The sequence below is a fragment of the Arcobacter sp. YIC-80 genome, assembly GCF_044841725.1.
Classification (GTDB): Bacteria; Campylobacterota; Campylobacteria; order Campylobacterales; family Arcobacteraceae; genus Arcobacter_B.
Map to the genome: position 1 here is coordinate 249,085 of NZ_JBJBSI010000002.1, position 25,490 is coordinate 274,574.

The window sequence follows — 25,490 nt, forward strand, 5'->3', positions numbered from 1 at the left end:
TTTTTATATATTTAAATCTATTTTTCTAAAACAATTGGCATTACAATTGTAAAAAACTTTTCATCTTCTAAATAAAATGGTAAATTAGATTCATTAAATCCAACAGTTACATTTTCATTATTTGTCATACTTAAAAAGTCTAATAAATATTTTGCATTTACAGCTAGATAGAAATTTTCTTCTATATTTAAATTTATATCTATTTGAGTTTGTGATTCACTATCTTCATCTAAAGATTCAAAGATAATCGCATTTGATGTAAATGTAATTTTAATATTAGAAAATAAAGATGTAACTAATTTGATTGATTCAACTAATAAATTTTTAGGTAATGATAAATTATATTTTAAATTTGTTGGTATGATTCTTTCATAATCAGGAAACTTACCATTTATTAGTTTAGTAAAAAATTTAGAAGTTGCATTTTGTATTATTAGATTTGTTTCATCATAAGAGATAGTTGCATCATCTATAAAAAGTTTTTGTATTTCAATAATAGCTTTTTTAGGAATAATAAATTGAGATTCATTATTTGAAATATTTTGAAGATGAGATATAGCTAATCTTCTAGTATCAGTTGCAACAAAATTAATTTTATCATTTTTAACATCTATTAAAGCACCATTTAATTCAAACTTAGGATTATTGTTATCTACAGCAGGTGTTATTTTTCTAATAGAGTTTATAAAGTTTAATGTAGATATCTCTAATTTATGTAAATTATCATTTTTTAACATATCAGGATATTCTGATGCATCATACATAGGTAATTTAAATATTGATTTATTTTGTTTTATAACTAGATTATTACTTGTAGTTTCAAATATAATATCTTCATTTTTTAATCTTTTTATAATACCTAATAAATTAGAACCATTTACAGTTGCTTTACCTTCTTCTATTTCATTTATACTATCGATATGAGACTCTAATCCTATTTCATAATCAGTAGCTTTTAAAATTAATTTTGTATTTGCAATTTCTAAATATATATGTGATGTAATTGCACTAGCATCTTTTTTTTCTAAAAAAGGTTGCATTGAAGCTATTACATTTTCAATGATATTTTTTGTAATTATAAACCTCATTTTATATCTCCTATTATTTATATATCTTTAGTGGCAGTAGTAGTGTGTGTGAAAAGATGAAAATACATTCAAATCGACGACTGTATCGAAAGACTTTCATGTGATATAACGAAATGAAATATTCACACCTTTTCACACAATATACTCAAACTTTTTTTTTTGAGTTACCTTTACCACTCCTTATTTATGATTTTATTTTTTAAATTTTCAATGATTAATTTAAAGTTTTCATCTTTTTCTATTAACTCATTCGCTTTCTTAATATTATGAGAAATTGAAGAGTGATCTTTCATTCCTAAGAATTTTGCTATATCAGGCATTGAGTTATGTGTAAGTTCTCTTGCTAGATATATAACAACTCTTCTTGCATTAGCAACTGTTGCTGTTCTTTTCTTAGATTTAATGTCGCTTGGTTTGATATTTAGTTCACGTGCAACTATATCAATTACATCAGGTAATTTGATGTTTTCTTTTGTTTCTTTTATTTGCTCTTTTAATAATCCTTGCACCATTTCAAGGGTAATATCTTGATTTAGAAGTGATGCAGAGGCATTAATTCTAATTAAGACACCTTCTATTTCCCTAATAGAATTATCAAGGTTTGTAGCAATAAAGTTAATAATTTCTCTTGTTAATGCAATACCATTTAATTCAGATTTTTTCTCAATAATTGCTATTTTTGTTTCTAAACCTGGAATTTGAATATCAGCTGTTAAACCCCATTCAAATCGAGATTTTAATCTATCTACTAGACCTGCAATTTGTGATGGTAATCTATCACTTGTCATTACAATTTGTTTTTTTGCATTATGTAATTCATTAAAAGTATGGAAAAACTCTTCTTGAGTTTGCTCTTTTCCACTTAAGAACTGAATATCATCAATTAATAAAACATCACATTTTCTATATTTAGATCTAAAGTGTTCCATATTTTTATTTTTAATTGAGAATGTAAAATCATTCATAAATTGTTCAATTGTTACATAAATTACAGTTTTACCCATTTCAATTGCAGAGTTTCCTACTGCTTGTAAAAGGTGTGTTTTTCCAAGTCCTGTTCCTCCATAAATAAATAAAGGATTATATTGAGTTCCTGGTTTATTTGTTACCGCAAGTGACGCATTGTAGGCCATCTGGTTTGATGGACCTACTACAAATGAATCAAAAGTATACGATGGATTTAGTATCGTACTTTCGGCAGTTTCATTTTTAATTTGTTCTTTAATGATCTCTTTTTTAGATTTTTTTTCTCCAGCAATTTTAATTTCAATTTTTGGTTTTGTTCCATCGTATTGTTCGAAACAATTTTGTATTAAATTAGTGAATTTACTTTTTATCCATGAAGCTATATATTTATTCGATACTTCAAATACAGCAAGCTTCTCATCCGATGAGATTTTCTTGTATGTAAGTTGTTTTAAGTATCTATCATAATCAATAGAAGTAGCTTCTTTTTGAATAAGTGCTAAAAAATCTTTATTTGTCATTTATTATTAACTCTTTATTTTATAAATAGTAGCTATTATAACGAATTTTTAATAAAAGTTATTCACATGTTAAAAATAAGTAAAAAATAAAGTGAATAAAATGATGAATAAATGTTGTTCACATAGTGAATAAGTAGTGAATAACTGTGGTTTTTTAAGTGAATATTTAGGTGAAAAATACCATTATACGGTACTTGAAAGTATGTGAATAAAAATAAGACAAAAAAAGAGTAATTTAACGTGAAAATATTAGGAATTGACCCAGGTACAAGAAACTGTGGATATGCAATAATTGAAAAGAATGGAAGAAATCTAAAGCTTATTGAAGCAGGGCTTATAAAAATTAAAACAAAAGTATTACAAGAACAAATTGTAGAGATGACAGAGGGCTTTGATTTGATATTTGCTAGGCATGAAATAGATGAGGTATCAATTGAAGATATGTTTTATGCTTTCAACCCTAAAACAGTAATTAAATTAGCACAATTTAGAGGTGCTATTTCATTAAAAATCTTACAAGTTTTTGGTAATTTTGCAGAATATACTCCTTTACAAGTAAAACAAGCTGTTACAGGAAATGGTAAAGCAGATAAAACTCAAGTGGCTTTCATGGTAAAAAGATTACTCGGAATTAAAAAAGAGATAAAACCTCTTGATATTACAGATGCAATAGCAATTGCTCTAACTCATGCTCAAAGAATAAGATAATTGGTAAAAAAGATTTAACTTATATTATAAATACTTTATATTTGTTATAATTCGGCCTTAATTATTAGTAGGAATAAAAAATGAAAAGAATAGGTATTTTAGCCTCATATAATGGAAGTGGTTTTCAAACAATTCAAAAAGCAATAGATGATAAAATTTTAAATGCTAAAATAGTAGTAGTAATTTCAAACAATTCAAATGCAAATGCTTTAAATACAGCAGAATCATTTGGTATACCAAATTTTATTATAAATGATAAAAGGTATCCAGGTCAAGACTGTGATGATAAAATAGCTAGATTGCTTTTAGAATTTGATTGTGACTATATTTTTTGTTCTGGTTATATGAAAATGATAGGTCCTAAATTATTAGAGGCATTTCCAAAAAATATTATAAATACTCATCCTGCACTACTACCTTCAAAATATGGAGGAAAAGGTATGTATGGAAGATATGTACATGAAGCTATTATTAAAAATGGTGAAAAAAAATCAGGGGTTACTATTCATTATGTAAATGAAAAATATGATGATGGTGAGATTATTCTTACTAAAGAGCTTTTATTAGATAAAAATGAAACAGTTGAGTCTTTAGAAGAAAGAATCAAAGATTTAGAATCAATTGCGATAATTGATACTTTTAAAAAACTACTTTAACTTTTAATCAAGGAGTTTGTTTAAAAGTCTAGCAAACTCTTTTTGCTCTTTATTATCAAGTTTACAGAAATAATCATCCTCAAAACTTATAATTCTATCTAAAGCTCTAATCATGATATCTATACCTTTTTTTGTTAACTGAACATTTTTAACTCTTTTATCTTCTTTTGAATCAACTCTTTTTATTAGTTCTTTTTCTTCAAGTTTTTTTAGAAGTTTTGTCATTCCTCCTGAAGAAAAAAGCATAAATTCATAAAGTTGTGTAGGTGTTAAAATATGATTTGCATCTTTATAGTAAAGGCATGATAAAACATCTACTTCACTTTGTGTTAGGTTAAATTTATCTTTTAATATAAATTCACCTTTTTCAAATAATAGTTTATGAAGCCTAAAAAATGGTAATGTTATGTGTAGGGTAGGTTTATAAATATTAGGAGTCTTATCTTTTAATATTTTTATACTGTTTTGGTTAAATTCTTTTAATTGCATTTTTTATAATAGCATAGGTATATTTAATTTTATCTTTCTAAGAAAGATAAATATAAGTAAAAATAAGGTATCTTTCCAAGAAAGATATTTTAAAGGATTTATTATGAGTGCATGGTTATATTTAATATTAGCGGGATTATTAGAAGTTGGTTTTGCTTCTATGTTAAAATTAACAGAAAACTTTACAAAATTGATACCAACAATTATATTTTTAGTATTTGCAAGTAGTAGTTTTTATTTTCTAACTAAAGCAGTAGAATCTATTCCTATTGGTACAGCTTATGCTGTATGGACTGGAATAGGGGCATTTGGAACTATTTTAATAGGAATTTTATTTTATAATGAACCAGCAGGTATTTTAAGATTATTTTTTCTATTTACTTTAATAAGCTCAATTGTTGGCTTAAAACTTGTATCATCTTAAGAGTAACTATTAGCCATTAGGCTAATAGTTTTATTTAAATACAGCGTCTAATTCTTCAGCTGTTTTGATAAATTTAACATTTGTAACTTTTCCATTCTCTACAGAATAAATAGTGATTTGTCCTTCTTTTTTAGTAAAAGATTTTGATTGTTCTTCATTTACTAATAAAATAGAGAAAGGATATTCTTTCATTTTTGGTAGTGCAAAAAATTTAGTAATTAAACTTGGCATACCTGAAATATCAGCTACATAATAAGAGTTATTAGCTTCAAGAAAACCTTTTTCTTTTTTAAGTAAGTAATCTCTAATTACTTCACTTGCATCTCTGTCTCCTGCAACAATGATATTTTTAGTATCTGCTTTGATAGTATGTTTTTTTTCAAATTGATCTTTGATTTCAAAAGCTGGAGTTGAATCTCCAATATTTAATGCATTAGCGAATGTTGCAACAAGTAAGGCAGCAACGAATAAAATTTTCTTCATTTTTTCTCCTAAATTTAAATTGCGAAATTTTACCTATAAAAAGTAAATGAAAGGTTAAGCAAAAAATTTATTTAGATAAAGTTGGAAGATGCCAGTTTTTATAATAAGCAAGTAATCTTAGAGCAACACCAAAAATAAATACAATAATAAGTGAGTATATATTTTTTAAATCAAGTAAGTATAAACCATAAGTTATAAGACCAACTATAATTGCTACAGTTGCATAAAATTCTGATACTAAAATAGATGGTACCCTATTTATTAAAATATCTCTAATTGTACCACCGCCAACAGCTGTAATAAAGGCTAAAATTAATACACCTAAAAAGTTGAAATTATTTTCAATTGCTACAATCGAACCCGTAATAGCAAAGGATACAAGGCCTATTGCATCAGAAATTATAAAAGCTGTTTTACCTTCTAAATCATCAATTTTATGAAGTTTCAAAACAAGTGATACTAATACAGTGGCTACCACTAAGGTTACTGGAAGTGTGTCTGTAAATACATAAGGTGTTTTATTAGCAAGTACATCTCTTGTCATTCCTCCACCAAGAGCTGTTAAAAATGCAGAGATAAAAACACCTAAAATATCAAGTTTATAATGAACAGCAATTAAAAAGCCTGACAATGCAAAACAAATTACACCAATAATATCTGCTAATTCTAATGCTGTCATATTTATAAATCCTTATTTTCTTTCTAATAATTTGAATTATACTTAAAAATATATTACAATTGTGTTTTGAAAGATAAATCCAAGTTATATATAATATTGATTTTGATAATATATATCAAAAAATAAATAAAAAGATGTTAAAATATTATAATGAATTAGTTTATTATGTTCAAAGAATGATAGGTGATAAAGAACAAGCAGTCGATATTATTCAAGAAACTTATACAAAGACAATAGAAAAATCTAAGCAATTAGATATAAAAAATGAGAGAGCTTTTTTATATAAAGTTGCTAAAAATCTAGTTATAGATCAATCTAGAAAGAAAAAAAATAGAGATAATATAAGTTTTGAAGAAGAGAACTTTTCAATACCAAAAGAAGAACAGCCTGAACACTTAGCAATTAAGCATTTAGAAGAAGAACTACTTATTGAAGCTTTAAATTCTTTACCTAAAAGATTAAAACAGGTGTTTGTATTACATATTTTTGATGGATATAGTAAAAAACAAATAGCTTCAATGATGGACTTAAATTTAAATACAGTTCAAAAATATGTAATAAATGCAACTAAGAAATTATCTGATTATATAGAAGAAAAACAATGAAAAAATATAATAACACTGAATTAATAAAATTAAAAGCTGCTTTTTATTTATCCTGTATTAGCGATGGTTTTTCATCGAGCAAAGAAGAGAGTGAGTTTAATGAATGGATAAAAAAAAGTGAGCATAAAAAAATATTTGAAAGCTTAAAAAGTATTCAGAATTCATATTCTAATATCTCTTTAGATACTAAAAGTAAAATTTCTGCCCAAGTTCATAGTGAACTAAAAAGGGAAAGTGTATTTAGAAAACTAAAAGTTTATAGTATAGCTGCTGCTATGGTTTTTATAATAGCTATTGGAGCTTTTCAAGTTGATGATTATATGAACTTTATACAAAAACAGAATTACTCTACACAAATGGCTTCTAAGAATATAACTTTACCAGATGGATCAAATTTAATTTTAGATGCAAAAACATCAATATCAACAAAGTTTTTTGAAGATAAAAGAGTTGTTAGCTTAGAGAGTGGAAGGGTTTTATTTGATGTAAAGAGAAATATAAAAAGACCTTTTATAATAAATACAAAAGCAATTCAAATAAAAGTTTTAGGTACAAGTTTTGAAGTAAAAGAAAATAAGAATAATTTAGAAGTAAATGTAATTAGTGGTTTAGTAAGTATTTCTAAAATTAATAATAATTCAGTAACAGAAATAACAAAACTATCAAAAGGAAAGCAAATTCTTTTTGATAAGATAGCTAATAATTTTCATATAGATAAGGTTGATATACAAAGTATTGCTTCTTGGAAAGATGGAATGCTTCACTTTAAAAATAATACTTTAAAAGAAGTAGTACAAGAGTTTAAAAAATATAAAAATCTTGATGTTGTAATACAAAAAGATATAGAAGAACTTTCTATTTCAGGTTTATTTTCTATAGATAATTTTGATAATTTCTTATATGCTATAGGTGAGATATACTCTTTAAAAAGTACAAAAAAAGGTAAAAGAATCTTTATTTTTAAAAAAATATAAAAAAAACTCTATTTATATATCCATTTTTTTCAATTTATGCGTCTTATGATATGAAGAACAATTCTCAAAATCATTTAAAATGTAAGGAGCAATCAATATGGGTATAAAATACTCTAAGATGATAGGAATTAGTTTAGTACTTTCTTTAAACTTATATGCACAAAATAGTTTTACTTTAGAAAAGCAAAGTTTAGAAAATGCAATTAAACAAATAGCATTAAAATCAAAAATGTCTTATATTGCTGATGGGAAGTTACTAAAAGGAAAACTTTCAAAAGAAATAAAAGATATAAAAGGTGTACAAAATGCTTTAGAAAAAGTACTTTTAAATACAAATTTAAAAGCAGTAATTAAAAACAACGTAATAGTTATTATAAAAAAAGAAGAAAAACAAAACTTAAAAGATAACAATTTAACTAAAAAGAGTTTAGGTGAAGTAGAAGTTTATGGAGATTGGTTAGGAAATTCAAAAGAAGAAGCTGTAAAGGATTATAGTGGAGCAAGAACTATAATAACATCTAAAACTTTACAAAAAGTAGCTGCAAAAAACCTTGAAGATACTCTAAGAGTAGTTCCTGGTGTTCAAATTCAAGATGAAACAGGAACAGGAGTATTACCAAATATTTCTTTAAGAGGTTTAAAACCAGGAAGAAGTGCTTATTTAAATGCTTTAGTAAATGGTGTACCTGCTGCTATTGCTCCATATAGCCATGCAAGTTTTTCTTTATTTCCAATTACAATGGAAACACTTGAATCTATTGATGTAGTAAGAGGTGGAGCAGCAGTACATTATGGTCCAAATAATGTTGGTGGTGTTGTAAATTTTATTACAAAGCCTATTTCTACTGAACATAGTTCGACAATTAAAAATAAAATAGATTTTGCTGATAATGGTAATATTTTAAATGACATATATTTAAGAACAGGTGGTTTTGTAAATAATGATTTAGGATTACAACTACAAGTTAATAGTATAAATGGAGAATCTTTTAGAGAACATTCTCAAACAGACATTACAAATATCATTTTAGATTCAGAATATTATCCTAATGATAATAGTGAACTAAAGGCAAATATTCAATACTATGATGCAGATGCAGATTTACCAGGGGCTTTACTTCCAGAAGCCTATGAAAAAGATAAAAGCAAATCACAAAGAATTTTTGATAAATTTGAAGGAGAAACAACAAGAGCTTCTTTAAGATATAAGCTAAATCCTAATGAAAATAGTGAGTTTAACTGGATTAATTTTGCCCATAAAAGTAAAAGAAAGTTTCAATGGGGTTGGAATACTACTGGTTTAGGTTTTACTCCAGCTCAAGAAGATTCACTAAGAACAGCAGATAGAGAAATAGTTGTTTTAGGAACAGAACCTAGATGGACTTATGAAAAATCTAATCATAAATTTACAGTTGGTGCTAGATATGTAAGAGAAGATGTAGATTATTTATTAGATCAAAAAAAGTTTAGTAGTAATCTAACAAATACTATAAGAGACTGGAAGATTAAAACTGATGCTATTGCTACTTATGTAAGTGATACTATAAGTTTAATGAATGGAGATTTAAAAGTTACACCAGGTTTAAGATATGAAATGGTTGATACAGACTTTGGTGATAATATTAATTCAAATCCAAATGCAGATAAAAAGAAAAATATGAGATCATGGTTACCAGGTTTAAGTATTGGTTATCAAGCAAATAAAGAGTTGTTTTTATTTACAAATGCCCAAAGGTCACTAAGAGCTCCTCAAGTTGCACAAGTTAGAAAAGATGGAGATTTAGCTGCTGAGTTAGCTTGGAATTATGAAGTAGGGTTAAGATATACACCTAATGATATTTTTAGTATGAATTCAACTTTATATAGAATAGATTATGAGGACCAAATTGAATATATAAGTAGTACTCAGTCTTTTAAAAACTTAGGAGAAACAAGACATCAAGGTATTGAAACACAAATAGTTTTAAAGCCGACAAACCAAACAGCTTTAACACTTGGATACACATATTTAGATACAGAACAATTAACAGGAGCTAATAAAGGTAAGAAACTTCCTGGCGTATCAACTCATCAGTTAAGTGTATCTGGAGATTATTCAATTTCTAATAATGATTTTAATATTACAGGTGTTTATTTAAGTGATGCTTTTTCTGATAGTGCAAATACTAAAGAAGAGTCTGCAAATGGTCAAAAAGGAAAGGTTCCATCTTATATGTTGTGGAATGCAAAATACTCTAGGATGATACCTTTAGATAATAAACTAGATGCAAAAGTTAGTTTTGCTGTTAATAATATTTTTGATGAAGATTATTACTTTAGAGGTGTAGATGTGAGTCCAGTTGGAAGAGTTCCTGGACAAGGAAGATCATTTAGTCTTGCTTTTCAACTAGATTTTTAGAGTAATATTAAAGTTTAAATTTGAGAAAAAGTTACTTATATAAAGCACATTTATTTTTTGGTTTATTATCAGGAACTATTTTAGTCATTATTTCACTTAGTGGTGCAATAATGGCTTATGAACCACAAATAAAGAAATATTTAAATAAAGATATTTATGAAGTACCTTTATTAAATAAACCAAAAATTTCAGTTGAAAAAATATTAGAAGATTTTAAAACAAAAGTTAATGGAGAAATACAAGCAGTATCTTTTTCAAATATAAAAACATCTTCTTTCGCTGTAAAAGTCAAAATTGATGGAAGAAAAAAAGCTGTTACATATTATGTAAACCCTTATACTTTAGAATTTTTAGGAGAAGCTAAGGCAGAAAATTTTTTTAGAACAGTTGAAAATATTCATAGAACACTTTTATTAAAAGAGTTTGGAAGACAAATTATAGGGATTTCATCTATACTATTTTTGATTTTACTTTTTAGTGGCTTATATGTATTATATCCTCGTTTAAAAAATAGATTTTTTAAAAATTTTAGTTTTAGTTTTAAATCAAAAGGTAGATTTTTTTTAAGTTCTATTCATTCCTCTTTAGGCCTTTGGTTTATGCCAATATATTTTGTTTTGATAATAACTGGTTTGACTTGGACTTATCCTTCATATAGTAAAGCCATTTATAATTTGGTTGGTTTAGAAAAGCCAGCAAGAATTATTGATAAATTAAAGATAAAAAGAAGTAAAGATACTTTTTCTAATCTTGATTTAGCAATAAAAATGTTTAATGATAATATTAAACATAAATATCAATTTTCATTTGTTAAAATACCTAAAAAAGGCACAGTTTATAACTTTATATATCTCGATGAGAGCGCGACTCAAAGAAGAGAAAGAAATAAACTAATCTTAGATATCAGTACAAAACAAATAATAAAGCATGAAAGATATGAAAAAAAAGGTTTAAATGAACAAGTTATGATGTCTATTTTAACAATACATACAGGGGAATATTTTGGACTTATAGGTCAAAGTATTATGTTTATAGTTTGTTTATTTGTTCCTATGTTTTTTGTTACAGGTTTATTGATGTATAGAAAAAGAAAAAATAAATAAGATAATTCTGATAACTTTTGCGATTTAGTTATCAGAATTTTGATTTTAAAAAATAGATAAACCTGTTTTTTTAGCAAACAATTCTAAAGCTTTTGTTCCAGCAAGAGAGTTTCCATAAGAGTTTAGTCTTGGTGAGTAAACACAAATTGCCATTTTTTTAGGAACAATAGCAACTATTCCTCCTCCAACTCCACTTTTGCCTGGCAGCCCAACTTTATAAGCAAAATCACCAGAAGCATCATAATGTCCACAAGTTAACATTAAAGCGTTTACTCTTTTTGCTTTATTTTCATTTATTAATGATTCTTTTGTAATAGGATTTTCTCCATGATTTGCTAAAAATAGCATAGATTTTGCAAGTTGTTTAGTACTCATTTCAATTGAGCATTGTTTAAAATATGTTTGCATAACACTATCAGTGAAATTTTTAATATTTTGAAAACTTTTCATTAAATTTATTAAAGCTAAATTTCTATATCCATGTTTTAGTTCTGATTTATATACGTTTTTATTATAAAAAATAGTATCATCATTTGCAGTACTTTGAATAAAATGAAGAATATACTCAAAAGTGCTTTCTTTATATAAAGATATTAAAGCGTCAGTTGTGACAATAGCTCCTGCATTTATAAAAGGATTTCTAGGAATACCATTTTCATATTCAAGTTGAACTAGTGAGTTAAAAGGATCCCCTGATGGTTCATGTCCCACTCTTTTATAAAGTTCTTTACTATAGTTTTGTAAGGCTAAAGCAAAAGTAAATACCTTTGAGATACTTTGAATTGAGAAAGGCTTTTTATGTGAGCCTACATGATACTCATTTAAATCCACATCTATTATACTCATAGCAAAATCATTTTTCTTTACTTTTTGTAAAGCAGGTATATAATCGGCTACATCACCTTTTTTTAGATAAGGTTTAATTTCTTCATTAATCTCTTCTAATATTTCTTGATAATTCATATAATCCCTTGAAAATTTATTAATATATTGTATCAAACTTTGGGAAGATAAAAAGTGTATATGTAATCATTTTGTAATTACTTATACAATATATCTATAGTTTAAGCTTTTTTTTAGTATAATCGCGAAAACTAATCAGGAAAATTTTAGCTAAAATTAAAAATTCCTTCAAAATTATTATAAAGAGAATAAATGAGAGATATTAGAAACATTGCAGTTATCGCACACGTTGACCATGGTAAAACAACACTTGTTGATGAGTTACTAAAACAATCAGGTACTTTTGCAGCTCACCAAGAAGTTGATGAAAGAGTTATGGATAGTAACGATATCGAAAAAGAAAGAGGGATTACAATTCTTTCTAAAAATACTGCTATTGATTACGAAGGTGTAAGAATTAACATCATCGACACTCCAGGACACGCCGATTTTGGTGGAGAAGTTGAGAGGGTTTTAAAGATGGTTGACTCAGTATTATTACTAGTTGACGCTCAAGAAGGTGTTATGCCTCAAACAAAATTCGTTGTAAAAAAAGCACTTCAATTAGGTCATAGACCAATCGTTGTTGTAAATAAAATTGATAAACCAGCTGGTGAACCAGATAGAGTTGTTGATGAGGTATTTGACCTATTTGATCAAATGGGTGCAGATGAAGAGCAACTTGAATTCCCAGTAATTTATGCAGCAGCTAGAGATGGTTATGCAATGCACGCTTTAGAAGATGAAAAGAAAGATTTACAACCATTATTTGAAACTATTCTTACAGAAGTTCCAAAGCCAAAAGGAAGTGAAGAAGAAGGACTTCAACTTCAAGTATTTACACTTGATTATGATAACTTCATCGGAAAAATCGGTATTGCTAGAATCTTTAACGGAACTATCTCTATGGGTGAAACTGTTGTTTTATGTAAAGCTGATGGTGAGAAAGTTAAAGGTAGAGTTTCTAAACTTATTGGATTTAAAGGTTTAGAGAGAATCGAAATTGATAAAGCAGGAGCAGGTGATATCTGTGCTGTAGCTGGATTTGAAACTATTGATGTGGGTGATTCACTTTGTGATCCTGCAAACCCAATGCCATTAGATCCTATGCACATTGAAGAGCCAACACTTTCTGTAACTTTTGCAGTAAATGATTCTCCATTAGCAGGAACAGAAGGTAAGTTTGTAACTTCAAATAAAATTGATGAAAGACTTGCAGCTGAAATGAACACTAACATTGCTATGAATTATGAGCAAATTGGTGAAGGTAAATTTAAAGTAAACGGAAGAGGTGAGCTTCAAATTACTATTCTTGCAGAGAACATGAGAAGAGAAGGTTTTGAGTTCTCTATTGGTAGACCAGAGGTTATTACAAGAGAAGAAAATGGTGTAACTATGGAGCCATTTGAGCACTTAGTTATTGATACTCCTGATGAGTTTTCAGGAACAGTTATTGAAAAACTAGGAAAAAGAAAAGCTAATATGACAAATATGGTACCAATGGGTGCTGGATTTACAAGATTAGAGTTTGAAATTCCTGCAAGAGGATTAATCGGTATTAGAACTGAGTTCCTAACTGATACAAAAGGTGAGGGTGTTATGAACCACTCATTCTTAGAGTTTAGACCTCACTCAGGTACAGTTGAAAGTAGAAAATATGGTGCATTAGTATCTATGGAAAATGGTGAAGCTTTAGGTTACTCAATCTTTAACTTACAAGATAGAGGAGTTATGTATATTAAGCCTCAAGATAAAGTTTATACAGGAATGGTTATCGGTGAGCATGCTAAATCAAATGACTTAGATGTTAACCCAATCAAAGGTAAACAACTTACAAACGTAAGATCTTCGGGTGCTGATGATGCTATTAAGCTTATTCCACCAAGAGAAATGTCTTTAGAAAATGCACTAGAGTGGATTGAAGAAGATGAGCTTGTAGAAGTAACTCCAATTTCCGTTAGAGTTAGAAAAAGAGATTTAGATCCAACAGTTAGAAAAAGAGCAGCAAAGAAAGCTAAGTTCGCTGAATAATAAGATTTTATAAACAATCTTATACAGGGGAAGAGCTTTTGCTCTTCCCCTTTTTTTATGCAAAAAAATTAAATAAAAGGAAAAATTTTATGTCCGATGATATGTGGCTTAGGATTTCAAACAGTTTAAAAATAAATTTATATTGGTAGGAGATTTTTTTCTCCTACTATAAGGAGAAAAAAATGAAAAACAATATTAATACAAATAAAAAAGATTATATAATTTTAATAACAATATATTTTTTAACAATTACTACTAGTTTTTTAGCTATTGCAAACTAATTATTAAAAGATATTAAGAACTTAGCACCTGTATATTCTTTATCATTATAAGTATAGGTGCTATTTGAAGCAATAATTTTAGCATCATGGTGTTTTGTTATGATTTGATAAGTCATAGACAATCCAATCCCTGTACCAATATTTTTATGTTTTGTAGTAAAATATGGTTCAAAAATTTTATTTAATATCTCTTTTTTAATTCCACCACCATTATCTATGATAGATAAATCTAATCCAGTAGAAGTCTTTTTTGTTTCAATTATAATAAGTTTTGTTTCATGTTTTTTAATATTCTCATTCATAGCATCTTTAGAATTATTTATAATATTAATTAGAGCTTGAATTAACTGATTTTCAAAAGCAGGAATTTCAATATCTTCATTACTATTTAAAATCAAATTAATTTCATTACTATTTAAAGTAGCTTTTAAAATATTTATAGTTTTATTTATTACATGAGAAACTAATACTATTTCTTTTTGCTCTTTATTTCTAATAAAATCTCTAAAGTCTTCAATTGTATTAGATAGATATTTTGCTTGTTTTGTAATATTGTCCATACTTTTATATAAATCTTCTTTACTTAATCTATTAACTTCATTTTTTAGAATGGTTGCACTTGAAATAGAAGTTATTACACTTAAAGGTTGTCTCCATTGGTGAGCTATATTACCTATCATTTCCCCCATTGAAGCTAGTTTAGATTGAGATTCCATTACTTTATTTTGAGTAATATCCCTTGAAATAGCTAGATATCCATAGATTTCATTATTTTTGTTTTTTAGGGCTGTTACATTTAAACTTACTGGTAAATGTTTACCTTCTTTAGTTTTATATGTCCATTCTCTTTCACTATTTTTAAGAAGTGACTTTGCAATAAATACACTAAAATCTGCTTCTATATTTTCTCTTAATTTTATACTAAACTCTTTTGCTATTTGTTTTAACTCTTCTTCTAAATGGAAAATTAATAAAGTTTGTTTATTAACTAATTCTTCTTGAGTATAACCTGTTGTTATTTCTACTTCTTTATTTATTTGTTTAATTAAACCTTGTCTATCAGTTCTAATAATCATATATCCTGAGTTATCAAAAATTGTAGTTTGAAGTTCTAATGCTTCATATAATCTATTTTCACTATTCTTTTCATTTGTTACATCATAAAACCAACCAATAACTGCATCTTCATTATCAAAATGTATATTCATATAAGAAGCTAATGCCCAAATTCTTTTTTTATCAATATTTAATTCAATTAGTTTATTGTAAATTGTTTCATTTGACTTTAATCTATTTAGGATTTTTTTATATTCTTCTTTATCTTCATAATAATTTAGAGGTTTTTTAAAATTATTATTTTTTTTGATTAGTTTTTTATAAGCATGATTAGCAAATACTACATCTTCACTATTACACTTTGCAATTCTAACTGCAATAGGACTGTTTTGTAGTAAATATTCAAGTTTATTTTGTTCATTTTTTAGATTTTCAGTAGATTTTTTAATAGTGTTTATCATATCATTAATACTACTTGATAGATTGTCAATTTCAATAAAAGCATTATTTTCAAGGAGTTTTGTAGGAATTCCATCTTTATCCATAGTTTTTAATGTTTTAGTAATATTTGAAATAGGTTTTAGAATAAAAGCTTTAATTGTTAAAAATAAAAATAGTATCATAAACAAAGATAAAATAAATGTATTTTTGATATTTTCAATAATAATTTCTTTTAATTCTTTATTCATTTTTTCATCAGAAATATAAATACTAATAGTTCCAATCTCATTTCCAAAAGAAGAAGTTATTTTATATGTATCTGAATAAAAAGAGTTTTTCAATTCTTTGTTTTGTTTTTTGTTCAAGGGATCATAATCTATGATTTTTCCATTGTACTTAATTTTTCCACTAGAAAGATATTTTTCTCCTAATATTTTACCCATATTGTAGTCGTTTATTATAATGGCAAAGATATCTTTTCTACTTAGTTCATTGTAAATAAGGTTATTATATTCATTTATCGCATAAGCTGAAATAAGGTTTTTGATATTGTCTTTTAATGATAAAATAGTATTTCTTGAATCTATTTTCATATTCTCAATAATTTTGTTTTTTGTATTTATATAACTATATGTAGAGTTTATGCTCATTGTTAAAACAACTGTAGAAATAATTGTAAGAGCTAGTGCAAAATATAAAGATAATTTTATTTTTTTCATTATCTTTCTATTCCTAATACATTTAGATTAATTGTAGATTTTTTCTCTTCTATATTTTTAGTTGAGACTATTAAAATAGGAACTTGAATATCTTTAATAACTTTTTTGCCAATAAAGTGTTTATGCATAGAAATAGCAGCTTTTTGTCCCATAAGGTAAGGTTGCTGCATTCCTGAGGCAATAATAGTATTTTGACTAATAAGTTCAACAAATTCAGGCTCTGCATCAAAAGCAATAAGCAAAATTTCATTCTCTTTTTTCATATCTTTTATGGCAGAAATAGCACCTTTATAAATATTTGAAGTTTGAATCCAAATAGCACCTAAATTAGGAAATCTGTTTATCATATCTTTTGTATATTTATAAGTTTCTTCATTACTCCAATTAATTAGCTGTTTTATATCAGCACCTTTTATATTGGCTTGGTTTAAAGCTTCCATAAAACCTGCTGTTCTTTCTTGTCCATTTAATCTTTTTTGGGGTATTGCTATAATTCCAACTTTTTTATTATGAATATTTCTTTTCTTCATTTCTTCTGATAATACTATACCTAAGTTATATGAACCTAATTTATTATTTGATGAAATATAAGAAACATAATCACCCTTATCTGTTCCAACATCAGCAATTATTACTGGAATATTTGCTTTTTTTGCAAGTTTTAAAATAGTAACACAAGCAGATGAATTTGTAGGGGATAAAATTATTCCATCTACTTCATCTTTTATAGCTTTAATAGTATGCATAAGCTCTTTTTTTGCGCTATTTTGTGAGTCAAAAATTTTAAATACATAATCTTGTTTTTCAGTAATATTATGAATACCTTTTGACATTATCTTCCAAAAAGGAATATTCATATCAGCTGTGATATATACTATTTTTTTAGAGTTAGCATTTAGCATCAAGGTACTTAAAAGAGTGAAAATCAATAGAATTTTTTTTAAGTTCATAGTATACCTAAAGTTATTTTTTTAGTTATACATTGTACATTTATTTATTTTTATATTTTATTAAGAATGATGACTAAAAAGAGAATATCTCTTTTTAGTTAAATTTTTTGCTATTTGTATTTTTAATAATTTCTATAGCAATATCATTTGTTTTAGCTGCAATATCTTTTGCATTATTAGCTACTTTTGCATTTTCTTGTGTTAATTGGTCTATTTTTGTAATAGCTTCATTGATTTGTGAAATTGTTCTACTTTGTTCTTGTGTAGAGTCTGTAACAGAGGCAATAATATCACTTGTATTTTCAATTTTTTCATTTAGTTTATTAAAGCCTTCAATCATTTCTTCTGAGCTGTTTTTACCCTCAGCTGCTTTTTCTTTTGCTTTTTCAACAAGTTCTTGTATCTCTTTTGCAGCTTCAGCACTTCTTCCTGCTAGGTTTCTTACTTCTTGAGCTACAACTGCAAAGCCTTTCCCTGCTTCACCTGCTGTTGCTGCTTCTACAGCTGCATTTAGTGATAAAATATTTGTTTGGAAGGCAATTTGATCAATAATTGTAATAGCTTCATTTATTTCTTGAGTTGCATTATTTATCTCTTCCATAGAGTTTTGAGTTTTTCTAGCTAAGTTTTTACCATCATTTGCATAAGTTAAAGTCTCTTTTGATAATTGTTGCATATTTATAGCCTGAGAAGAAATCTCTCTTATTGAAGCAGTTGTTTCTTCTATTGAAGCAGCTGTTTCTTCAATAGATGCAGCTTGAGATAAAGCAGAGTTACTTAACTGTTCCACATTAGATGATAACTCTTTAGAGTTTTCATTTAAAAGGTCACCATTGTTTTTGTTTTCTCTTAGCATTGCAGTTATTGCTTCACCTAAAGCATTAATTCCATCAATTAATTTTTTTGTTTCACCATGGATATTTTTATTATCTATTTTTGATAAATAGTCATAACTTGTATATTTATTTAATTCATCTAAAATATTATTCATAAGCGCTTCTTGATTTTGAAGCATCTTATTAATTGTTTTAGCAAAGGTTCTTATTTGAGGATTAGCAGGCATTGACATTACTTGATTATGATAATTTCCTTGTTCTAGTTTATTTAGAACTAAAATAGCTTCTCCTACACATTTCATATCTTGTTCAAGCTCTATTTCCAAAATTTCAAGATTTTTATTTATAAATTGAGCTATCTCACCTAGCTCTCCTCTTGATGTAACATCTATATGGTCAAAGGTATTTCTTTTTCTATTCATGAAATCAAAGAATACTTCAATTCCATGTCTAATTTTCATAATCGAGTTAATAATTGTTTTTGTATTATAAATAGCAATTAATGCAGTAATTAGGATAATTACTATAACAAAGATAGATAGAAGAAGGAATTTATTTAAAGCTTTATCTTTTTTTATGATTGTATCAGTTATCACTTCATTTGAAATATAATCATCTATTTTTTTAAGAAGATTAATTTTATTAGTAATTGTTTTAAACCAATGAGTTGCATCTATATTAAAATTCCCTTGATTACTAGAAATAATAACTTCTCTTAATCTTTTTACTTCTTCTATAGATTTACCTTTAAGATTTTCATTTTTAAATTTTATAAAATTCTTTTTTGCTAAAGAATTAAAAGTTGACATATAGGCATCTTGTTGTGCTATTAAAGTAATAAATTTAGCTTGAAATCCAGGAAGTAATTTATTTGCTGCAAATATTGCTGAACCTACTGCTCTTTCAATTCCAGCTCTTTCTTTTGCTTCTAGAAATGCATAGTAAGACATAGTTTCCATAGTTATTTCACTATTTAAAGACTGTTTTGATGTTATTGTAATATATTTTAAGAAAATTGAATTAAGGTTTGTATAATAAGAAATAGCATCTTTTAAAGGAATATCAAAACTACTTACTTTAGTTCTAATAGAGTTTATTTTTGATATTTCATTTAAAATTGTATCTAGGTTTTCTTTTTCATTACTATTAATTAAAGTAGTTAACTCATTATCTTTTATAAAGAGTTTTAGTTCATTTAGTTTCTTATTTGTTAAATCCCTTTGTTTTGATAAAATATCTTTGAATTTAACACCTTTGCTTCCTAAAAAACCTGCCGTTGCACCTCTTTCTTTTTGTGTTTCATGTACAAGGTGAGATATTTTAGAATTAAATTTCATAAGTATTTCAAGTTCTTTTAAATTATTATATTTTGTATATCCTTGAAATAATAATATTGAAGAGACTATTAATATAGCTATCATTGGTATAGTTATAGTTACTAATAGTTTACTTTTAATAGGTAAATCTTTTAAAAAATTCATCGTAGCTTCTCCTAGTTCATTGTGTTATAAAGCTCTTTGGCTTTTTGTATTTCATCTCTTGAAGCTACTTTTCTACAGGACATATAACCTTTAGAACCATCACTAGACTCTAAAGGATAAATAGTTGCATAAACCCAATAAAAATTATTATGTTTTGTTTTATTTTTTACAAAACCTTTCCAAACTTTACCTTTTTGTATAGTTTTCCATAAATCTTCAAAAGCTGCATTAGGCATATCTGGATGTCTTAAAATATTATGTGGTTTTCCAATTAGTTCATCAAGAGTAAACTCACTAATCTCGCAAAACTCATCATTTGCATACTTTATAAAGCCTTTCTCATCTGTTTCTGAAACAATAAATGAATTATTATCTAGTAGTATTTCTTTACCACTCATTAACTTCCTTTTATAAATAAATAGCGCATTATATAATAAGAATTATTAATAAATAAAAGGAAGTTTTTTTGAATTTTTATTCTAAGATAATTTTAAGTAACTAATTTCAGAACTAGCACCAAGTCTCATGGGTGGTCCCCAAAAGCCTGTGCCTTTGTTTACATAAACTTGGGTAGTTTTGTTGTGTTTATTTAAACCTCTTACATAAGGTTGTTGGAGTTTAACAAGATAATTAAATGGAAAAATTTGTCCACCGTGAGTATGCCCACATAAAATTAAATCAATATCTTTTGTATCTATATCATTTACATATCTAGGTTGGTGTGCAAGTAAAATAGTAGGAGAGTTCTTTTTATCTTCTAATGCCTTATTTATATTGGGAATAAAATCTCCATATCTATGCCCAAAAACATCATATACTCCTGCTAGATTGAAGCCTTCATTCTCTTCTCCAACATATACCGATTCATTTTCTAAAACTTTTATACCAAGAAAATTTACATAATCAATAATAGGCTTTACCCCATGAAAATACTCATGATTTCCAACTATAAAATATGTACCATATTTAGATTCTAGTTTTGCTAATTCATTTAAAGCAGGTTTTGCGAACTTTAGTTTAGTATCTACTAAATCACCTGTAATTACAATAACATCAGGGCTTAGCTTATTTACCTTTTTTACAAGTTCTTCTATAAAAGTTTTATCAATAAGTCCCCCAATATGTACATCACTTAGTTGTACTAGATTATAAGGTTTTTTTAGATTTTTTATTTTTATATTAATATTTTCAGTTTCTATGGTTTTTGCATTTTGCATAGCTTTGGCATTTGTTCCAACAACAAGTGAAACAGCACCAATATCCAAGGATTTTTTTAAAAAATTTCTTCGATTTTCTTTGAAAGGAGTTTTCTTTACCCCATAAGAGATGATTTCATGAATAATTGTTATGATAAATGTAAGAAAAATCACCCCAATAGGTAAAGATAATAGGAAATATAACCAGTTGGGTACAACTGGATAATATCTAGCAAATGGGTACATACATACCCCAAAAAATGTTATATATAAAAATATGCTAAGATATTTTTTTGTCTTATCACTAAAGTCTAGTTTATTAATAAGACGTTTCTTTATTATAAAAGTTTGAAGAGCAAACACTAATATGAAAATTGTCATAAATATTATAAAACTCATGGGGAATTATATACAGCAAAAATTAATAGATATTTAACAAAAAATAAAAATTATATTAAATGAGAAAATTTATTGTTTAAGTAAAAATACACCAATTAAAAGGTGTACTTTTATTTACTTTGTTTGCTAATACAGTTTACTAAATTTCTGATTTCATCAGGAGTTTGTGTATAATGAATAGAGATTCTAAGCCAGCCTGGTTTATTTGATATATCTGGATCGTTTATTCCCAATAAATCATGTCCATAAGGTCCTGCACATGAACATCCAGCTCTAGTTTGGAAGCCATCTGTTGCTGATAATTTAGCACAAAGTTCATAAGGATCTATATTGTTTATATTAAAAGAAACAATACCAATATTATCCTCACCTTGATGCCCATAAATTTCACAGTTTGGTAGTTTTTTAAGCTCTTCAATAAAAAGTGTTTTTAGTTTTGTTTTTTGTTCATTTATAAAATCAAAACCAACTTCATTTCTTAATTGATAAGCTAAAGAAGCTCTAATAAATTGTAAAATTCCAGGTGTTCCTGCATCTTCTCTTATTTCTATATCTTTTTGGTAAACTTGACTTTCTTTATTTACATATTCAACTGTTCCACCTGCTGCAAAAGTAGGAGATAGTTTTGTATCTATTAAAGATTTTTTTACTATTAAAAGTCCACAAGAACCAGGGCCTCCAAGAAGTTTATGAGGCGACATAAACATAGCATCATAATATTTACTTGGTACATTCATATAAGGTGAGCTAGCAGCTGCATCAAAACATACTAAAGCTTTATATTTTCTAAGAAGTTTTGAGATTTTTTTGTAAGGTGTGATGATACCAGTTACATTTGAAGCAATACAGAAAGAACCTATAATTTCTCTTCCTTCATTTTTCTTCAAAATCTTCTTTAGATGTTTCATGTCGATTAAACCTTCATCATCAAGTTTAACCCTTTTGATTTCACAAAGTGCTTCTCTAAATGATACTTCATTTGAGTGATGTTCATAAGGTCCAACTATAACTAAAGGTAACTTTTTTTTATCTACTTTTATTTTATATCTCTTTTTAGTTGCAGGAGGAATATAAAGTCCAAGTAATTCTTGTAGGTGTTTAATAGCAGCAGTTGTACCACAGCCACTTGGAAGTATGGCAAAATCTTCATTTACTTCAAGGTTTTTTGCTAGATTTGCTCGTGCTTGTTCATAATAATATGTTGTTGCTTTTGCATTAGTTGATTCCATAGAATGGGTATTTGCATAAGTTTCTAATACATCTCTTATTCTATTTTCAATAGGTCTAAAAGCAAGTCCTGAGGCTGTATAGTCAAAATACTCACTTTTACTTTTTCCTATTGTATTGTATTTTAAAAAGTCTAATTTTTTAGTATTTTCATTAAAAAAAGGTTTAAATATATCTCTTGTCATTGTTTGCTCGTTAAATTAGTTAGGATTATTAGTTTTATAATTTTAAGTTATTTATCATAAGAGTTTGCTTGTACATTGTGTAAACCTCTTTGTAGAGGTCTTACACTAAAGCATTAAACTCAATTGTTTTTAAGTCTTTTACAAAATTATTTGCTTCATTTGTTGGTGCGTCTAAAACGATAACATTTGCTTTGTGTGTTAATTTTATTTTAGAGGCACCATATTTTTTAAGTAAACTTATAAGCGTTTCTATTTTTTTTGAACCTATATCTAGTGTTTTTAGTTTACATCCAATATAACTTTGTCCTTCAACTTTACTCTCATTTATTCCAAGTCTTGGTGCTTTGCCTTCTACAAATTCTTCATCAATATCAAAATCTTTTATTCTAAATGTTACTGATGAATCTAAAATATCAAAGAATTTACTAAAGCCCCAAGAACCAACTAGATATTGGAAAGTACTATCTTCAATATCATCTCTTATTCCAAAATCTTTATATATTTTGGCAATTGCTCTTGCTGTTGGAACTATCTGTGATGAAGTTATAAAGCCTAAATGCTCACCAATTACTCTTAATGAATAAACAACCTTACCTTTTTCATTTTTAGTTGCATTGAAACTTATATCAGGTGTATAAGTCAAAGCACAACCTTGTGCATAGCCACTTACAGCAATTGTTAATTCATTTGGTAAATTAGAAAAGTTTTTATTCCCAATAAATGTTTCATTTAATTTTTTTGCAATATCACTTACATCAGCTATTTGTGTTTTATCTATTCCATTTACAGGACAAGTAATGATATTTTTTACATTATGTCCTGCTTCAAAAATAGTTTTTAATCCAACACCTTGTAAAAGATTAAAAACTTCTGGTAGATTATGCATTTTTAGCCATTTTAACTCAACTTTTTGGTAAGTATCAAATAATAAACTATTTTTTGCATATTTTTTTGATATAGTTAACAAAGTTTCTAATTGTTCTAGGTTTAACTCACCTAATGGCAAAGGAATTTTTAGTCTAAAATATTCTTTGGTATCTTCTTGTTTATGAATACCGTACCATTTAAATCTAATTAAATCCTCTTCACTAGCTTTCTCACCTAAAACAGCATAGATGTAGATATCACTTAAGACATCTAATCCATCTTTATTTTTTTTTATTTGTTCTATATCCATAGCTAAATTCCTTGACATTAGATAGCCTTACAATTCCATTCAGGGTAGTTTTTTCTAATGAATTCGTTTAATTCAATTTCAGCTTGACTGTAAACTTTTTTCTCTTCTTCTAAATGGGCAAAACCTTCAATTGATGATATAATCATACCTGCACCAACTGTAGAATTAGTGTATTTATCAATAATGATAAAACTTCCAGTATATCTATTTTCATGATATGGATCTACAGCAATTTCCCTATCAAGTGAGATAGTACATTTTGCAATATCATTTAACTCTAATTTATCTGCTTTAATTTCTTCAAAAGTATTAATATTTTTCTTAAACTCAATACTATTAAACGCTCCATTTAGTACAGATGTTGCTCTTTTAATTACATAGTTTTGATTTAGAGTTAATGGTTGCTCATCCATCCATACTACCATAGCTGATAGATGATTTGATACTTTTGGAATATCATCTGATTTTACAATCATATCCCCTCTACTTATATCAATCTCATCTTCAAGTGTAATTGTTGTCGCCATTGGTGCAAAGGCTGTATCAATAGTCTCTACAACTTCATCTTTTCCAATTGGTCTTAAATCTTTAATATCATTTGATACTATAGATTTAACCTTAGAAGTTTTTCTTGAAGGTAGTACTGTAATCTCATCACCAACACTAATACTACCACTAGCAATAGTCCCAGAAAAACCTCTAAAGTTTAAGTGAGGTCTAATTACATATTGAACTGGTAATCTAAATGACTTAGACTCTTTTTTATGAATCTCAATAGTATCTAATAGCTGCATTAATGGCTTATTTGTATACCAAGGAGATTTCTCTGAGTTAGTTAGGATATTATCTCCATCTAAAGCAGAAATTGGAATGAATTCAATATTTAAATCTTCATTATGTGGAAGATTTGGAATAATTTCATTGTAATCGCTTTTGATATTTTCAAATACTTCTTGTGAAAAATCAACTAAGTCCATCTTATTAATAGCCACGATTAGGTTTTTAATTCCTAACTGTGATGCAATATAAGAGTGTCTTTTAGTTTGTGTTAAAATCCCTTGTCTAGCATCAATTAAGATAATCGCAACGTCTGCTGTTGAAGCACCTGTTGCCATGTTTCTTGTGTATTGCTCGTGACCTGGAGTATCTGCAATAATAAATTTTCTTTTATCAGTTGAGAAAAATCTATAAGCAACATCAATTGTAATACCTTGCTCTCTCTCACTTGCTAATCCATCAACTAAAAGTGCTAAGTCAATCTTTTCACCAGTTGTTCCAACTTTTTTACTATCTTTTTCAATAGCTGCTAATTGGTCTTCAAAAATCATTTTTGAATCATAAAGTAATCTTCCAATTAAAGTTGACTTACCGTCATCAACTGACCCACAAGTTATAAATCTTAAAATCTCTTTGTTTTCATGCTCTTTTAAATATTGTTCAATATTTTCTGAAATTAAATCTGATTGATGTGCCAT

The 25,490-nt window shown here is 26.9% G+C and carries 22 protein-coding genes; 8 read left to right on the plus strand and 14 right to left on the minus strand.

The genetic code is table 11. The annotated features are described in order from the left end of the window. Positions 1 to 17: 17 nt before the first annotated feature. Both dnaN and dnaA read right to left on the minus strand, forming a co-directional pair. Positions 18 to 1,088: a DNA polymerase III subunit beta gene (gene dnaN / locus ACH5BK_RS05230; RefSeq protein WP_404305144.1), complete on the minus strand. Its 1,071-nt coding sequence runs from the start codon at positions 1,086 to 1,088 to the stop codon at positions 18 to 20. Positions 1,089 to 1,258: 170 nt separating this feature from the next. Next, positions 1,259 to 2,575 carry a chromosomal replication initiator protein DnaA gene (gene dnaA, locus ACH5BK_RS05235; RefSeq protein ID WP_404305146.1) on the minus strand — a complete coding sequence of 439 codons (1,317 nt, stop codon included), beginning with the start codon at positions 2,573 to 2,575 and terminating at the stop codon, positions 1,259 to 1,261. A 240-nt stretch (positions 2,576 to 2,815) separates the two neighbouring features. Here dnaA and ruvC point away from each other — a divergent pair, with 240 nt between their 5' ends. Further along, complete coding sequence (gene ruvC, locus ACH5BK_RS05240; protein WP_404305148.1) at positions 2,816 to 3,283, plus strand: crossover junction endodeoxyribonuclease RuvC; 468 nt, start codon at positions 2,816 to 2,818, stop codon at positions 3,281 to 3,283. An 80-nt stretch (positions 3,284 to 3,363) separates the two neighbouring features. Next, positions 3,364 to 3,939, plus strand: a complete 576-nt coding sequence (gene purN / locus ACH5BK_RS05245) for a phosphoribosylglycinamide formyltransferase (protein ID WP_404305150.1) — start codon at positions 3,364 to 3,366, stop codon at positions 3,937 to 3,939. Positions 3,940 to 3,942: 3 nt separating this feature from the next. Here purN and ACH5BK_RS05250 read toward each other — a convergent pair whose 3' ends face one another. Next, on the minus strand, positions 3,943 to 4,428 hold the full coding sequence (locus tag ACH5BK_RS05250) for a MarR family winged helix-turn-helix transcriptional regulator (RefSeq protein WP_404305152.1): 486 nt from the start codon (positions 4,426 to 4,428) through the stop codon (positions 3,943 to 3,945). Between the two features lie 103 nt (positions 4,429 to 4,531). Between ACH5BK_RS05250 and ACH5BK_RS05255 the strand changes: the two genes are divergently transcribed. Next, positions 4,532 to 4,852, plus strand: a complete 321-nt coding sequence (locus ACH5BK_RS05255; protein WP_404305154.1) for a DMT family transporter — start codon at positions 4,532 to 4,534, stop codon at positions 4,850 to 4,852. Between the two features lie 30 nt (positions 4,853 to 4,882). Here the strand turns inward: ACH5BK_RS05255 and ACH5BK_RS05260 are convergent, their stop codons facing one another. Beyond that, positions 4,883 to 5,335 (minus strand): hypothetical protein, encoded by a 453-nt coding sequence (locus ACH5BK_RS05260; protein ID WP_404305156.1) that lies wholly within the window; start codon positions 5,333 to 5,335, stop codon positions 4,883 to 4,885. 67 nt (positions 5,336 to 5,402) lie between these two features. After that, positions 5,403 to 6,014, minus strand: coding sequence for a trimeric intracellular cation channel family protein (locus ACH5BK_RS05265; RefSeq protein ID WP_404305158.1), 612 nt, complete (start codon positions 6,012 to 6,014; stop codon positions 5,403 to 5,405). Between the two features lie 134 nt (positions 6,015 to 6,148). Between ACH5BK_RS05265 and ACH5BK_RS05270 the strand changes: the two genes are divergently transcribed. The 4 genes from ACH5BK_RS05270 to ACH5BK_RS05285 all read left to right on the plus strand — a co-directional run bounded on the left by ACH5BK_RS05270 (position 6,149) and on the right by ACH5BK_RS05285 (position 11,094). Beyond that, on the plus strand, positions 6,149 to 6,619 hold the full coding sequence (locus tag ACH5BK_RS05270; RefSeq protein WP_404305160.1) for an RNA polymerase sigma factor: 471 nt from the start codon (positions 6,149 to 6,151) through the stop codon (positions 6,617 to 6,619). Then, positions 6,616 to 7,593, plus strand: a complete 978-nt coding sequence (locus tag ACH5BK_RS05275; RefSeq protein WP_404305162.1) for a FecR family protein — start codon at positions 6,616 to 6,618, stop codon at positions 7,591 to 7,593. Before ACH5BK_RS05270 ends, ACH5BK_RS05275 begins: the two co-directional genes overlap by 4 nt. 97 nt (positions 7,594 to 7,690) lie before the next feature. After that, positions 7,691 to 9,991 (plus strand): TonB-dependent siderophore receptor, encoded by a 2,301-nt coding sequence (locus ACH5BK_RS05280; RefSeq protein WP_404305164.1) that lies wholly within the window; start codon positions 7,691 to 7,693, stop codon positions 9,989 to 9,991. Positions 9,992 to 10,011: 20 nt separating this feature from the next. After that, entirely contained in the window at positions 10,012 to 11,094 is a 1,083-nt protein-coding gene (locus tag ACH5BK_RS05285) for a PepSY-associated TM helix domain-containing protein (RefSeq protein ID WP_404305166.1), read from the plus strand. A gap of 45 nt (positions 11,095 to 11,139) precedes the next feature. Here ACH5BK_RS05285 and ACH5BK_RS05290 read toward each other — a convergent pair whose 3' ends face one another. Then, positions 11,140 to 12,057, minus strand: a complete 918-nt coding sequence (locus ACH5BK_RS05290) for a glutaminase (RefSeq protein ID WP_404305168.1) — start codon at positions 12,055 to 12,057, stop codon at positions 11,140 to 11,142. Between the two features lie 192 nt (positions 12,058 to 12,249). Between ACH5BK_RS05290 and typA the strand changes: the two genes are divergently transcribed. Beyond that, entirely contained in the window at positions 12,250 to 14,067 is a 1,818-nt protein-coding gene (gene typA / locus ACH5BK_RS05295; RefSeq protein ID WP_404305170.1) for a translational GTPase TypA, read from the plus strand. Between the two features lie 277 nt (positions 14,068 to 14,344). On the opposite strand, the gene ACH5BK_RS05300 is transcribed toward typA, so the two are convergent. From ACH5BK_RS05300 to cysN, 8 genes are all read right to left on the minus strand, one after another. Beyond that, complete coding sequence (locus tag ACH5BK_RS05300) at positions 14,345 to 16,564, minus strand: PAS domain S-box protein (RefSeq protein WP_404305171.1); 2,220 nt, start codon at positions 16,562 to 16,564, stop codon at positions 14,345 to 14,347. Then, entirely contained in the window at positions 16,564 to 17,514 is a 951-nt protein-coding gene (locus ACH5BK_RS05305; protein ID WP_404305173.1) for a substrate-binding domain-containing protein, read from the minus strand. Before ACH5BK_RS05305 ends, ACH5BK_RS05300 begins: the two co-directional genes overlap by 1 nt. A 94-nt stretch (positions 17,515 to 17,608) precedes the next feature. Next, complete coding sequence (locus tag ACH5BK_RS05310) at positions 17,609 to 19,831, minus strand: methyl-accepting chemotaxis protein (RefSeq protein WP_404305175.1); 2,223 nt, start codon at positions 19,829 to 19,831, stop codon at positions 17,609 to 17,611. 11 nt (positions 19,832 to 19,842) lie between these two features. Next, a complete protein-coding gene (locus ACH5BK_RS05315; RefSeq protein WP_404305177.1) occupies positions 19,843 to 20,229 on the minus strand; it encodes a PAS domain-containing protein in 387 nt (128 codons plus the stop codon). Positions 20,230 to 20,310: 81 nt separating this feature from the next. Then, on the minus strand, positions 20,311 to 21,273 hold the full coding sequence (locus ACH5BK_RS05320) for a metallophosphoesterase (RefSeq protein ID WP_404305179.1): 963 nt from the start codon (positions 21,271 to 21,273) through the stop codon (positions 20,311 to 20,313). Positions 21,274 to 21,536: 263 nt separating this feature from the next. Further along, entirely contained in the window at positions 21,537 to 22,838 is a 1,302-nt protein-coding gene (locus ACH5BK_RS05325) for an aminotransferase class V-fold PLP-dependent enzyme (RefSeq protein ID WP_404305181.1), read from the minus strand. A 100-nt stretch (positions 22,839 to 22,938) separates the two neighbouring features. Further along, entirely contained in the window at positions 22,939 to 24,033 is a 1,095-nt protein-coding gene (locus ACH5BK_RS05330) for a sulfite reductase (protein WP_404305183.1), read from the minus strand. Next, on the minus strand, positions 24,033 to 25,490 hold the full coding sequence (gene cysN / locus ACH5BK_RS05335; RefSeq protein ID WP_404305185.1) for a sulfate adenylyltransferase subunit CysN: 1,458 nt from the start codon (positions 25,488 to 25,490) through the stop codon (positions 24,033 to 24,035). The genes ACH5BK_RS05330 and cysN overlap by 1 nt, the downstream gene beginning before the upstream one ends.